Annotated in this window: 10 protein-coding genes; 7 read left to right on the top strand and 3 right to left on the bottom strand. The window is 73.1% G+C overall.

Going from position 1 to position 13,350, the window contains the following annotated elements; translation table 11 throughout:
• Window positions 1-75: 75 nt before the first annotated feature.
• Both FXF51_RS39995 and FXF51_RS39990 read left to right on the top strand, forming a co-directional pair.
• Window positions 76-1,566: an AAA family ATPase gene (locus tag FXF51_RS39995; protein ID WP_262380128.1), complete on the top strand. Its 1,491-nt coding sequence runs from the start codon at window positions 76-78 to the stop codon at window positions 1,564-1,566.
• Entirely contained in the window at window positions 1,566-4,421 is a 2,856-nt protein-coding gene (locus FXF51_RS39990) for an RNA repair domain-containing protein (RefSeq protein WP_148439975.1), read from the top strand. The genes FXF51_RS39995 and FXF51_RS39990 overlap by 1 nt, the downstream gene beginning before the upstream one ends.
• A gap of 44 nt (window positions 4,422-4,465) precedes the next feature.
• On the opposite strand, the gene FXF51_RS39985 is transcribed toward FXF51_RS39990, so the two are convergent.
• Both FXF51_RS39985 and FXF51_RS39980 read right to left on the bottom strand, forming a co-directional pair.
• Entirely contained in the window at window positions 4,466-5,359 is an 894-nt protein-coding gene (locus FXF51_RS39985; protein ID WP_148439974.1) for a hypothetical protein, read from the bottom strand.
• Window positions 5,356-5,703, bottom strand: coding sequence for a hypothetical protein (locus FXF51_RS39980; RefSeq protein WP_148439973.1), 348 nt, complete (start codon window positions 5,701-5,703; stop codon window positions 5,356-5,358). The genes FXF51_RS39985 and FXF51_RS39980 overlap by 4 nt, the downstream gene beginning before the upstream one ends.
• 67 nt (window positions 5,704-5,770) lie before the next feature.
• On the opposite strand from FXF51_RS39980, the gene FXF51_RS39975 reads away from it, so the two are divergent.
• Window positions 5,771-9,364 carry a CHAT domain-containing protein gene (locus FXF51_RS39975; protein ID WP_148439972.1) on the top strand — a complete coding sequence of 1,198 codons (3,594 nt, stop codon included), beginning with the start codon at window positions 5,771-5,773 and terminating at the stop codon, window positions 9,362-9,364.
• A gap of 53 nt (window positions 9,365-9,417) precedes the next feature.
• On the opposite strand, the gene FXF51_RS39970 is transcribed toward FXF51_RS39975, so the two are convergent.
• The gene (locus FXF51_RS39970; protein WP_148439971.1) at window positions 9,418-9,996 is read right to left on the bottom strand and encodes a dihydrofolate reductase family protein; all 579 of its coding nucleotides are present in this window, start codon (window positions 9,994-9,996) and stop codon (window positions 9,418-9,420) included.
• A 111-nt stretch (window positions 9,997-10,107) separates the two neighbouring features.
• Between FXF51_RS39970 and FXF51_RS39965 the strand changes: the two genes are divergently transcribed.
• The 4 genes from FXF51_RS39965 to FXF51_RS39955 all read left to right on the top strand — a co-directional run bounded on the left by FXF51_RS39965 (window position 10,108) and on the right by FXF51_RS39955 (window position 13,350).
• Complete coding sequence (locus FXF51_RS39965; RefSeq protein ID WP_148439970.1) at window positions 10,108-10,851, top strand: neutral zinc metallopeptidase; 744 nt, start codon at window positions 10,108-10,110, stop codon at window positions 10,849-10,851.
• 122 nt (window positions 10,852-10,973) lie between these two features.
• Entirely contained in the window at window positions 10,974-11,102 is a 129-nt protein-coding gene (locus FXF51_RS63040; RefSeq protein ID WP_262380127.1) for a hypothetical protein, read from the top strand.
• Window positions 11,103-11,197: 95 nt separating this feature from the next.
• Window positions 11,198-12,220: a SagB/ThcOx family dehydrogenase gene (locus FXF51_RS39960; RefSeq protein ID WP_148439969.1), complete on the top strand. Its 1,023-nt coding sequence runs from the start codon at window positions 11,198-11,200 to the stop codon at window positions 12,218-12,220.
• Window positions 12,217-13,350 carry a YcaO-like family protein gene (locus tag FXF51_RS39955; protein WP_187414825.1) on the top strand — a complete coding sequence of 378 codons (1,134 nt, stop codon included), beginning with the start codon at window positions 12,217-12,219 and terminating at the stop codon, window positions 13,348-13,350. Before FXF51_RS39960 ends, FXF51_RS39955 begins: the two co-directional genes overlap by 4 nt.

Below are 13,350 nucleotides of genomic sequence, written 5' to 3'. Positions count from 1 at the left end.
TGCCTCTCCCGATCGGGCGGGAAGGGGGGGAGCGGCGGGCCCCCCCCCGGGGGCGGGGGGGGGGGGGGGGAAAACATGTCCGCCCGCCACTCCATCGCCTACCAGGAGCTGGAGAGCTGGTTCTACGGGTTCTCGGTGTGGGACGGCGACCGCTGCCTCGGCTGGGACCACACCGTCGCCTTCCTCCGGACGCTGGGGGTTCCTGTGCCGCCCGTGTTGTGGCGTGGCGTCTTCGACGAGCGGGTGCTGCGAGGGCTGCGGCTGGATCCGGAGCGGCAGGAGGGCTACGTCGTGCGGGCCGCCGAGGGGTTCGGGCGGGAGGAGTTCGCGGGGCGGGTGGCCAAGTGGGTGCGGCGCGAGCACGTACGGACGGGGACGCACTGGATGCACGCCGCGGTGGTGCCGAACGGGCTGGGGGCGGGGGCGGCGCTGTGGTCGGTACGGTCGGGCGCGGCCCCGGAGGCCGGCGCCCTGCTGTCCGCGCTCGGCCTCACCCCCGGCGGAGAGGCGCTCGCTTCCGGTGTGCTCACCCCAGCCGAGGCCGAGGCGCGGGCGGTGGCCGAGGTGGTCGCCCGGCTGGACGCGATCGGGCGGTGGGGGGACGCGAGGCTGGCGGGAGTCCTGGCCACCATGCTGCACGCCCGGCCGAGACCCTGGGTGGCGGCCCGGCTGGCGGGACCGCTGGGCATGCCGCTGGCGCGGCGGGTGGCGGACCTGGCCGGGCTGCACGGAGGGTTACGGCGGCCGTTCCCCGACGAGGAGCGGCAGACCGGGCTGCGGCGGATGGCGCTGGCCGCTGACCTGGGCGTGCTGCACGCCGTCGCGGCGTCCGTCCCGTCGAACCCCGACGACGACGCCCGCGAGCAGGTCGAATGGTCGGCGCTGCACGCTGAGGAGGCCGGGCTGCTCAGCCAGGACCCGCTGGGCCCGTTGCGGACCGGCCTCGGGGAGGCGCTGACCGGCCTCGACACGGACGCGGCCGACCGGTGCTGGGCCGAGGCGCGCACCGCGTGGGCCGCCGGCAAGCTCACCACAGTGGAGGAGGCTGTGGCGGCGACGTGGCGGTGGCGGCCGGGGCACTTCCCCCGGCTGGTGCACCTCGTCGGGCCGTCGGGCAGCGGAAAGAGCACGTTCGCGGCAAGCCTGAAGGAAGCCGACGCGTACATCTCGCAGGACGACCTGCGCGACGCCCGCGGCTCTCGCTCCGACCAGCGGGCGAACCGCGAGGTGCTCGGCGAGGCACTGGACCGCCTCGATATGGCCCTCGCGGCCGGCGGCACCGTCGTCTGGGACGCCACCTCCCTCAACCCGCACCAGCGCGGCCTGGTCCACGCCGTGGCGCGCCGCCGCGACGCGCTGACGGCGCACGCGCTCGTGCTGGTGGACGAGGACGAGCTGCACCGGCGCAACGCCCGCCGCCCCCATCCGGTGCCCCCGCACGTGCTCACCGCGCAATGGCGGCGGTTCGTCCCGCCGTACCCCGGTCAGTCCCATCGCACCTGGTACGTCGGCGCGCGCGGCGCCATCGACGACGTGGACGGCGCCCTGTACGGACGGGAGGCGTGATGCGTACCAGCGAGGAGATCTACCACCGGATCCGCTGGGACCCGAGGTTCGACGCGTCCCGGTTCGTCCTGGGTGTCGGGCAGCGCGAGGCCGCCCCCAAGCGTGTCGCGCTGTCCGCGTTCACGCCGGGCGGGGACATCCCCTGGCACCGGGTGCTGTTCGTGGAGGCGGACGGCGAGCTGGTGTGGGACCGCGCCACGGGCCTCGACCGGGTCGACACCTGCGAGGCCGGCCGGGTCCGGGACGCGCGCCTGCTGCGCCCGCCGTTCTTCACCGCCTCGACCCCGCACGCCTGGAACCCCGCCACCGGCTGGCACCCCGCCCGAGACGAGGCCGCGCTCGCCGGACATGGGCCCGTCACACCCACCGCCGTCCGCGTCCTGACCTGGAACACGCTCTGGGACCGCTACGACAGCGACCGCATCGACACCGCCCGCCGCCGCCCCCTGCTGCTCGCGGCCCTGGCGGAGGCCGACGCGGACGTGATCGCGCTGCAGGAGGCCGAGCCCGCGCTCCTGCGGATGCTGCTGGCCACCCCCTGGGTACGCGAGGCGTACACGCTCGGCACCGACCCGTACGGCCCGGACGTGGACGAAGCCGGTCTGCTCCTGCTCAGTCGGCTGCCCGTGCGTGAGGCGGCCCGCCACGGGCTGGGCCCGCACAAGGCGATCGCCGCCGTCGTGGTGGACACCGTCACCGGGCCCCTCACCGTCGCCGTCACCCACCTGACCAGCGACCATTCCGCCGACGGCCCATCCAGGCGGCGGGGCGAGCTGGCCGCGATCGCCGAGGGGCTGGCAGGCGTGGACGGTGACGTCGTCCTGGCGGGCGACTTCAATGACGGCACGGACACGCCCGCGGCGGCGCTCGGCCTGCGCGACGCCTGGGCGGAGGCGCACGGGCCTGACGGGACGCCCACGTTCGACCCGGTCGTCAACCCGCTCGCGGCGCTGTCCTCCAGGTCAGGGCGGGCCGCGCGCCTGGACCGGATCCTGCTGCGGGGGCGGCCCCAGGTGGTGTCGGCGACGCTGCGCGGCGACGCGCCGGACCCGGGCGGGCTGTTCATCTCCGATCACTACGCGGTGGAGGCGGTGCTCGACCTCACGGGTGACGTTCGCGACCGCGGGGTGCTCGACGTGCCGCCGACGGCGCGGACGGCGGTGGCGTGGATCCCGCCGGACGAGCTGTGGCCCGCGATCCAGGAGGTGCGGCGGGCGCACGATCCGCAGATCCGCCGGTGGCCGCCGCACGTGAATTTGCTGTTCGGGTTCGTGCCGGAGTCGGAGTTCGAGGCGGCGGCGCCGTTGCTCGCGGCGGCGGCGGCCGAGGCAGGGCCGTTCCCGGCCAGGCTGGAGGGGGTGCGGGCGTTCCGGCATCGTGAGCACGTGACCGCCTGGCTCGATCCGGCCGCCGGCGACCCGGAGCCGTGGCGCCGGCTGCACGAGGCGTTGCGGCGGCGGTTTCCCCGGTGCGCGGGGCGTCCGGAGGGCTTCACCCCGCACCTGACCCTCGGGCGGACCGAGGAGCCGATCCGGTTGGGCGCGATGGTGGCGCAGGTGGGGGAGCTGGTGTTGCTGTCGCGCCGGGGTGACGAACCCATGCGTGTCAGGGCGCGGATCACGCTGGGGACGGGCGAGTTCCACTGGTTGCCCGAGGCGGACGCCGGGGAGAACGGGCCGGCGTGGGTCGTGGCGGGGCCGCGGAAGGCGCCGACGGAGAGCCAGGCGGAGGCGCCGGCGAGAACGGGCGTCCCGGCAGAGGCGCCAGCGAGAATCGGGGTGCCGGCGGAGGCGCTCGCGGACACGCTGGCGGCGGCGCTGGAGCCAGGAGTGGTGCACGTCGCCGGCTCCCGTCGCGTCGGCTGCGAGCTACCGAACGCCGACCTGGACCTGGTGGCGATCCTGCCCGGCGAGCCCGACCTGACCGAGATCGAGGCGCGGGTTCGCGCGGCCCTGCCCGAGGCGACACGGTTGCGGCAGGTGGTGGGCGCCCGGGTGCCGGGCCTGCGGCTGCGTACCGGAGACCTGGATGTGGATCTGACCGTCGTACCGACCGGCTCTCTGCCGCCGGCGCAGGCGGTGGACCGCCGCGCCGAGCTCGGCGACGCGGCGGCGACCGCGTTGAGCGCGATCAGCGACGCCGCCGCCATCCGGGCCGCGACCGGCGGGAACCACGTCCTGTTCGCCCGCCTGGCCAGGCAGGTGAAGGCGTGGGCGCGGGCCCGCGGCCTGGACTCGGCTCCGTTCGGCGGGCTTCCCGGCCTGGCGTGGATGGTGATGGCCGCACGAACCGTGCACGACGGCGGCGACCCGCTCAGCACGTTCTTCGGTACGTGGGCCGCCTGGAACTGGCGCGACCCTGTCGCCCTCACCCCCGCTCCAGATCCCGGCCCCGCTCCGATCGTGGTGATGACGCCCAGCGCGCCCGTTCGCAACTGCGCCCGCCAGGTCACCTCGGGCGGCCTGGAGCTGCTCACCCAGGAGCTGTATCGGGCGTGGGAGCTGGCGGAGTCCGGCCGCACCGAGGAGCTGGCCGTCCCACCGCCGCTGCACCGCCGTCATGCGGCCTGGGCGGTGGTGACCGTGAGCTCCGGCGAGCTCGACACGCTGCTCGGCCGCGTCAGGGGACGGATGCTGGAGCTGATCGGCGCCCTGGAGGAGGCCGGGGCGTCGGACGCGCACGCCTGGCCGCGACCGTTCGAGAGCGGTCCCCGGCAGGTCCGGTACGCGATCGGCCTGGGCCGCACGCCGCCCACCGCCGCCGGGCTCAGCGAGATCACCGCCCCGTGGACCAGGGGCCTGACCGGCGTCACGGTCGAACGCGCCGACGGCGGGGCAGTGCCCACGCTGTGCTGAGCCCCGAAGGGGTTCGCTCGCTCGACGAGCCTCGCGTGTGAGACTCAACGACCCTTGCGCACGAGAGAGGTGACCTCCTCGCCCTCCGCGACGGTGATGGGCCCGGCCGCGTCGGGGCTGCCGACGCCCAGCGAGACCGCCAGCGTCCGGGTGTGCAGATCGAGCACGGCCTCCGACAGCGCGCTCAGATCGGCGATCGCACCACGAGCGCGCACCCATCCCGTGACACCGACGACGACCCCGGCCACCGCCGCCGGCCACCACACGACACCGAGCAACAGGTAGGGCCACGCCCACGTCCCGGTGGCCACGGCCCCGGCGAACGCCGCGTTCGCCGCGTTCAGCTCGGCGCGCGTGGCGTCCGGCAGTACGAGCCACAGGCGCGGCCACGCGAACGCCAGGTCCAGCCCGTAACGGTCCAGCGCGACCTGCTCGACGGCGTGAACGCGATCGCCCATCCACGTGGCCCTGCCCGGCTGGGCCAGCGCGACGCGGTTGGCCCGGCCAGCGGCGGCGTCGATCGACTCCTGCTGCTCGGGGGTGCGGGACTCGGCCGGATGGTCACGAGCGAGCCGGCGGCGCCGCTCGACGTGGCGCCGCCAGCGGGCCCGCCTGCGGGCGATCCGCTGGCCGCGCAGGAACGGCCACTGGCCGAGCCAGAGCCCACGCGTCACGGGGGCGAGTGTCTGCACCGCCCATCCGGCGCCGGTCGTCACCAGCAGCAGCGTGGCGATCGACAGCGCCTGCACGCCCGCAGGCCGGGCCGCGAAGCTCGCGGTGACGGTGGAAGCCGCCTGGGTCAGGCGCGCGGCGTCGAGCGTGTGCCCCAGGCGGATCCCCGCCCACGTCGCCGCGACGAGCAACGCGCCCGGCACGAACAGGAGGGCGACCCACCGTTCGGCCAGCTTCGTGGCCAGGGCCTGGAAGAAGTTGTTCACGAGCGGGCCATCGGCTCGCCGGTCACCCGGCAGCGCGGCGCCGGTCCGGCGGGCAGGGTGAACGCGACGCGCACGCACGCCCGGTCAGGGCACCCGAACCGTTCCTCATCCGCCTGGCCGGGCCCCGAGCCGGGCAGAGCGGTGCCCAACGCCCGGACGGCGCCGTCCGGACCGGTGCCCAGCAGCTCGGCGAGCAGCCCGAGGACCGGGCGGCGTGCCTGCGCCTCTGACTCGACGCGGGCCAGCAGCGCCTGCCGGGCCGCGCTCTGACGGGCGCACTCCGCACGCAGCTCCGGTAACTCCTCGCAGAGCGTGGCCAGGGCCAGCCGTTCCGACGCGTCCATCGAGTCTCCTTCCCCTCCGCGACGCTGCACCCGCGACGATCCTGTCACGGCTGGCTAGCATCAGAGGGTGGCGTTCGACATGTTGCTGGCCCTGCTGCACCGACGGCTCGACGCGCTGGCCAGCACAGCGGACGCCGAGCTGGTTCTCAGCGACTCGGCGCTGGCCGAGGCGTCCGGTTTGTGGCAGGCCGCGCAGTCCGCCGACGCCCGGCGCAGGTCCGCCGCCGCGTACGCCCTCGGCTGGTTCCACCTCTACCGGCACAACCTGCTTCCGCCCGGCCCGGAGTCGAGCGCCGCTCTCGCCCGCGCGATCGTCGTCGTCATGCCCGTGGCGGACGACGGCGGCGCGATCCCCGAGCCCTTACGAGCCGTCCTGGGCCCGGCCGCCGATCCGGCGGCGACGGCGGGCGTCGGTGGCGGGCTGCTCACCGAGGCGTTCGCGTCCGCCGAGCCCGACCTGCTGGACGCCTGCCTGTTCCTGCTGGCGGAAGCCGCCCGGCGGGCGCCCGGCCCGCAGGTTGTGTCCCATCTCGCCGTCGCCCATCTCGTACGGTACGAACGCGGCGGCCCCCCGGAAGACCTGGACCGGTCCATCGAGCACAACGAGCACGCCCTGACCCTCACCCCGCAAGGCCACCCGGACCGGATCGGGCGGCTGACGAACCTGGGCAACGCCCTGCGTGAGAGGTTCGCCCGGGACGGCGACCGGGCCGACCTCGAACGTGCCATCCAGGCGGGCGAGCAGGCCGTCGCCATGGCGGACCACCACCCGGACCTGGTCGCCGCGATGGGCAATCTCGCCAACTGCTACCTGCAGCGCGACGACCTGATCGGCAGCCGGGCCGACCTGGACCGGGCTATCCAGCTGATGGAGCGTTCGGTGTCCCTGACCTGCGACCCGGGGTTCGAACGGTCGGGCCAGCTCGCCAACCTGTGCGCCGCCTATGGAAGACGCTACGGCGAGCTGGGCGCGCTGCCCGATCTCGACCGGGCGATCAGGACGGGGGAGGAGGCGATCGCCGGCACCCCGGAGGATCACCCCAACCAGCCCGGCTGGCTGACCAATCTCAGCAACGCCTACCAGCAGCGGCACGCCCGCCGTGGCGACCCGGCCGACCTGGACCGGGCGATCGACACCGCCGAGCGGGCGCTGCGCTCCATGCCGCCAGGCCATCCCGCGCGAGGGGCCGTCCTGTCGGCCTGCGGGCTCTCGTACAAGCAGCGCCACGGCAGCAGCGGGGCACGGGCCGATCTGGACCGCGCCGTCGAACTCGCCGAACAGGCGCTCGCTGTGACCCCGGACGCCGGCGCGAACCGCACGACGTTCCTGTCCAGCCTCGGCGACGCGTACCAGGACCGGTACCGCGGCGGCGGCTCCCTGGCCGATCTCGACCACGCCATCGCGCTCCTCGAACAGGTCATCGCGGCGACGCCGCAGGACCATCCCTCCCAGGCCGGCTACCTGTCCTCGCTCAGCGGCGCCCACCGGGAGCGGTATCGCCGCAACGGCGTGGCGGCGGAGCTGGATCACGCGATCGCATTGCTCGAACGCTCACTGGCCCTCCGCGCGGCCCCGGACAGCACCGCGTACGCGGGCACCTTGTCCAACCTCGGGGTCTTTTATCAGGAGCGGTACGTCCGTGACGGCGAGGTGGCCGATCTCGACCGCGCCGTGGAACTCGCCGAACTGGCGACGGCGGCGTTCCCCGCCGACCATCCGGATCGGTTCGGCGTGCTCTCGGCCGCCGGGCTCGCCCATCAGCGCCGCTACCGGCACAGCGGCGCCGTCGCCGATCTCGACCGGGCCGTCGCCTTGGGACGGCAGGCGGCCGCGGGCGTCCCGACGCACCATCCTGACCGTGGTGCGGTCAGGTCGGATCTCGGGCTCACCTACCTGGAACGGTTCAAACGTACCGCCGATCTGGCCGATCTGGACCTGGCCGTCGAGGCGGGGGAGCAGGCCGCCGCGTGCACCGCCGAAGACCATCCGTATCGGGCGCGGTATCTGGGCTACCTGGCCGACGCGTACTGGTACCGGTTGCAGGTCGACAGCCGCGGCCTCCTCCAGGAGTCGATCGAGCAGCTCGGCGTGGAGGTGCGCACGGCCACGGCGTCCTCGCCGACCGACCGCGTCCTCGCCGGCCACTACGCGGGGCTGCTGGCCGCGGCGATGGGCGACTTCACGGGCGCGGCGGACCTGCTCGACACGGCGGTCGCGCTGCTGCCGTCCACCGCGCCACGCGAGGGTGCCCGCTCGGATCAGGAACGCGGCCTCGGTGAGCACTCCGGCGTCGTCTCGGACGCGATCGCGGCCCACTGCGCGCGACGCGACCCGGTTCGCGCCGTGGAGGTGGCGGAGCTGGGCAGGGGCATCCTGCTGGGCGCCGGCCTGGACAGCCGTACCGACCTCACCGAACTCGCCCGCGCGCATCCGGAGCCGGCCGCGCGGCTGCGCCGGCTGCGCGACCGCCTCGAAGCCGCGCCCGCCGCCGGAGGTTCGATCCCGCTCGACACGGACCCCGCCGCCGCGGGCACCATCCAGTACGTCGAGGACCGCAAACGCCTGTGGGCCGAGCAGGACGCCCTCCTCGCCGAGATCCGCCGCCGGCCCGGCTTCACCCGCTTCCTGCTCCCACCTCGCTACGACGACTTCGGCATCGACGGCACGGCGGTGCTGCTCAACGCGGGCATCCTCCGCAGCGACGCGATCATCATGACGCCCGGCGCAGCCCCGCTGCTGCTCCCGCTGCCCAGGCTGACCGTGGCCGACGTCCGCGACAAGGCCGAAGAGCTGCTGGACGCCACCGACGACCAGAGCCGCCTGACGGGCCCGCTCAAACGGCAGCGGGTGATCCGCGAGATCCTGAGCTGGCTGTGGACCTCGGCCGTCGAACCCGTCATGGCCGCCCTGCAGCCGGACGGCATGCCCCAGGTGTGCTGGCTTCCCACCGGTCTGCTGGGCCTGTTCCCCCTGCACGCGGCCGGACACCCCGGCGAGCCGGGCGCGCTCGACCACGTCGTCTCCTCCTACACTCCGACCCTGCGGGCACTCGCCTACGCCCGAGCCCGCCCCGCCGGCGCGGAACGCCGCCAGCTGACCGTCGCGCTCCAGCAGACGCCCGGCCTGCCCGACCTACCCGGCTGCGTCGAGGAGGCCGCCGCGCTGCACCGCGACCACCCGGACACGCCGCCGCTCACGGGCGAGAACGCGACGACGGGCCACGTGCGGGCCGCCCTGACGGAGGCGACCTGGGCGCACTTCGCCTGCCACGCCGGCGCGGACCTGACCAGACCGTCCCGGGGCGGGCTGCTGCTGCACGACGGCATCCTCGCGATCCCCGAGATCAGCGCGCTCCGGCTCGACCGGGCCGAGCTCGCCTACCTGTCCGCCTGCTCGACGGCGCACCGCGGCATGCGGCTCGCCGACGAGGCGATCCAGCTCGCCTCGGCGTTCCAGCTCGCCGGGTTCCGGCACGTCATCGCGAGCCTGTGGCCGCTGTCCGACGAGGTCGCCGCCGCTGCCGCGCGCGCCTTCTACGGTCATCTGGGCGGCGCGGTCGATCAGGCGGCGGCGGCTCTGCACCGGGTCACGCTCGAGCTGCGGGCCCGCTACCCCGACCGGGCCGACCTGTGGGCGCCACTGATCCACAGCGGGCCGTGAAGCGCCCGCCGATGACAGTGTGCCCGCCGCACGTCGGCGGCGGTGTGCGGACGTCAGCCGTGCAGGGTGGGCCGGTAGACGAGCTCCTGGATGTCGCCGTCGAGCGTCCGGCTCTCGATCAGCTCCAGGTCGAAGTCGAGCGCACCCTGGAAGATCGGATCCAGCCCCGTCCGCCCGGTGATCACCGGGAAGAGCGTCACCTGGACGCGATCCACCAGCCCGGCGGCCATCAGCGCCCGGTTCATCGCCAGGCTGCCGTGCGAGCGCAACGGCACCTTGGACTCCTCCTTGAGCCGGACCACGACGTCCACGGCGTCGCCGCTCGCCAGCGTCACGTCCGGCCAGTCGAGCGCGCCACGCAGGGTGGAGGACACCACGGTCGCCGGCAGGTTCGTCATCCGGGTCACCCACGGGTCGCGCACCTCGGAGTCCTCGGGGCTCTCGGCCAGCATCCGGCTGAACGCCCGGTAGGTGTTGGCTCCGAAGACCATCCGCTGCTCCTCGCTGTACAGGGCGAGGCGGCGGCCGAGCAGTTCGGGGCCCTGCTTGCCCCAGTAGCCGGTCCAGTCGCCGCCGGCGGCGCCGAAGCCGTCGAGGCTGGAGAAGACGTCGAAGGTGTAGATGGCGGTCATGCTGCTCTCCTCGGATGCTGTCGGGCGGGTGTCGGAGTACAGACCGGAACGCGCGGCAAAACTGAGCGGGTAAGTGGACACCGACCGCGAACGGCCCTATTCTCGCCCGTCGTGAAAGCCTTCAAGATCGCGGCGCTCGCGTGCGCCCTCATCACTCCCTTAGCCGGGACGGCGAACGCCTCGGCGTTTCCGGTGCGGAACCCCGTCCTCACCAAGAACGCCCTCTACCAGGCGGGCCCCCTGCCGCAGACGACGTGCGACGAATTGCCGGTCGAACCGTACAACGACGAGCAGGCCCGCGCCTACCTCAACGAGGTGCTGCGCTGCCTGGAGAACACATGGGGGCCGTATCTGAAGAAGGCCGGCCTGCCCTACGAACCGGTCAAAGTCCGGTACGTCAAGCGGCTGCCGAAGAATTACTGCGGTTCCGAGGAGCAGAGCAGCGAGGATTCCGAGGTCTGGTATTGCGACTGGGACCGTACGCTCTCCTTCATCCTCGGCCCGTCCTGGCTCGCGTCCCCGTCCGATCTGCTGCTCTTCAACCAGGCCGCGTCGATGTACGGCTACCACGTGCAGAAGCTGACCGGCCTGTACGACGCCGCCGAGGACCTGCGGGCCGGCAGCAAGGCCGAGCAGCGGGAGCAGGACCGGCGCATGCACCTCCAGACCGAGTGCCTCGGCGGCGCCTTCACGCAGAGCGTCTGGCCGCTCAAGGGCAGGAGCGCCAAGGACTGGAACCAGCTCCTGGGCATAGCCGGTGACGACAACGTCAGGCGATGGATGCGAGCGGGCTTCCGCACCGGCGACCCGAAGTCCTGCGACACCTGGACGGTACCTTCGTCGAAGGTCTCCTGAGACGCGCGAATTAAATGCCGATATTTCTCAATAAATGCTCCGGCATTTAATTGCTTTGACGCTCCTTCCAGCCGCTTGCTAAATTCGAATGGCCAGCAAGATGATCGCGGGAAGGATTCGAAATGCCCAACCAGATCGCATTCCCCACCGACGAGGACCTCGCTTTCGAGGCCCGGGCCGACGGCTACGCCCAGACGGAGAAGTCTCTCGACTCCTACAGCCCCAACTGGAAGAGCATCGAGATCCAGTAGCCGGAAAAGGCTGTTGGGGCGGCATCCCCCTGCCGTCCCAACTCCTCGACCAGAGGAATGCGATGTATCGGACCTCATCCTGTGGCGTCCTTTATGTGGACGACGGACATCTCGTCTGGGACGATTATCTGAATCACCGGCAAGTCGCTCTGGCGACCGGCACGGAATCGTTCATCGCGGCTTTCAGGAAGCCGGCGGAAATAGCGCCGGTGCTCGCCGGTCAGGGCGACCGCGAACGCGCCGAACGCGTCATCCGGGCGCTCATCGGCGTGGAGATCCTGGTCGAGCTGGGCTCCGCGCGCGACCTCCGCGAAAGGCGGCTGAACGCGGCGTGGGCCCCCTGGTCGCCGATCGCCAGGGCGTTCCACTACTCGACCCAGTTCCTCGACTCGAACCTGTTCCTGTCCGAGGCCGAGCAGGACGAGCAGCTCAGGAGCAAGCTGGAGGCCGACCCGCCGCCCCCGGCGTTCAAGAAGCACGCGAACGCGCTGGACAGCGTCTCGTTCGCGGACGGCGCCCCACCCGGAGGCGCGATCGTCGAACGCGATCTGCTGACGCTGCTCTACGCCCGGCGCAGCGTGCGGACGTACTCGGGCGGCGCCATCCCGCGCGACCGGCTCGCCGCGCTCCTGTCGATCACGGCGTCGCCGATCAGGAGCAGCGAGCTCAGCGGGACGACGCTCAAGATGAGCCCGTCCGGCGGCGGCAGGCATCCGACCGAGCTGTACGTCTACGCGCGCAGGGTGGCCGGCGTCCCGGCGGGGCTCTACCACTACGACGCCAGGAACCGGCAGCTCGACCGCCTGACCGCGGCCCTGCCCGACGACCTGCTGGTACGGGTGTGCGGCGACCAGGCGTGGGCCCGCGACGCGTCCGCGTACGTCTTCTTCACCAGCGTGTTCGCCAGGAACAAGTGGAAGTACAAGATCTCCCGCTCCTACCGCGTCCTGCACTACGACGTGGGCCACCTGAGCCAGACGGTCTACCTTCTCACCGCGGCGATGGGCCTTTCCTGCACGTTCACCGCGGCGCTGCGCGACGAGACCCTCGCGCAGCTCCTGGAGCTGGACGGCGCCACGGAGCTCGTCATGGGATGCGCGGTCATAGGCACCCCATGAGCAGTCACCCGGAGAAGGCGGTGCGGGACGGCACCCATCGCACCGTCCCGCCCGAGGAGACGCTGCGCCGGGTCGCGCCCCATCTCCAGCGCATCGGCATCACCCGGATCGCCGACATCACCGGCCTCGACCACATCGGCATCCCGGTGTGGCAGGCCTGCAGACCCATGTCCACCACCCTGTCCGTCTCGCAGGGAAAGGGCCTCACGGACGCCTTGGCGAAGGCGTCGGCGGTGATGGAGTCCATAGAGCTGTGGCACGCGGAGACCGCCCCGGCGGGGCTGAGAAGCGACACCGCTGAAGGCCTCGGACCGCAGCTCACCTACGACCCCGCACGGCTGCCGCTGGCCTACGGCAGCCTGCTGACCGCGCGAACGCGGCTCGACTGGGTCCCCGCCCAGCCCGTCCTGCCCGGCGACGGCCGCCCCCGGTGGCTGCCGTACGAGGCCGTCCGCCTCGACGGCACCGTGCGCGACCGCTGGGCCGTCCCCCTGTTCCGGCCGTCCACGAACGGGCTGGCCAGCGGCAACACCCTCGAAGAGGCTCTGCTGCACGGGCTGCTGGAGGTGGCGGAACGCGACGCGCTGGCCTCGGACGGCGAACGGGTGCCGATCCTTCCCGGCTCGGTCGGCGGCTATCCGGGTGAGCTGGTCAAGCGCTTCGCCGACGCCCGTGTCAGTCTGCGCATCGAGGACATCGGCAACGTCTACCGGCTGCCCTGTTTCAAGGTGCTGATCCTGAGTCACGACTTCCCGGTCGTCTTCCGCGGCTCTGGCTGTCACGTGGACAGCGACGTCGCGCTGAGCCGGGCGCTCACCGAGGCGGCGCAGTCCCGCCTGACCGCGATCGCCGGCGCCAGGGACGACCTGCCCGCCTCCGTCTACACGTCCGCGAGGATCTCGCACGCGGGCATCGACGCGAGAGCCGCCCGCTGGGCGGCGGCCCCGCGAACCCCTTACACGCGCCGGGACGACAGCGGCGCCTCGGTCCGTGCGGACATCGACGTCGTGGCGACACGCCTGCGCGCCCGGACGCGGTCGGAACCGCTCTACGTCGACCACACGCGCCCCGACCTGGGCATTCCGGTGGTTCACGTGGTCGTCCCCGGCACGGCGAGGAAGGAACACTAG

Source organism: Nonomuraea sp. PA05, from assembly GCF_008086045.1.
GTDB classification, from domain to species: domain Bacteria; phylum Actinomycetota; class Actinomycetes; order Streptosporangiales; family Streptosporangiaceae; genus Nonomuraea; species Nonomuraea monospora.
This window is presented reverse-complemented; position numbering and strand designations above follow the sequence as displayed.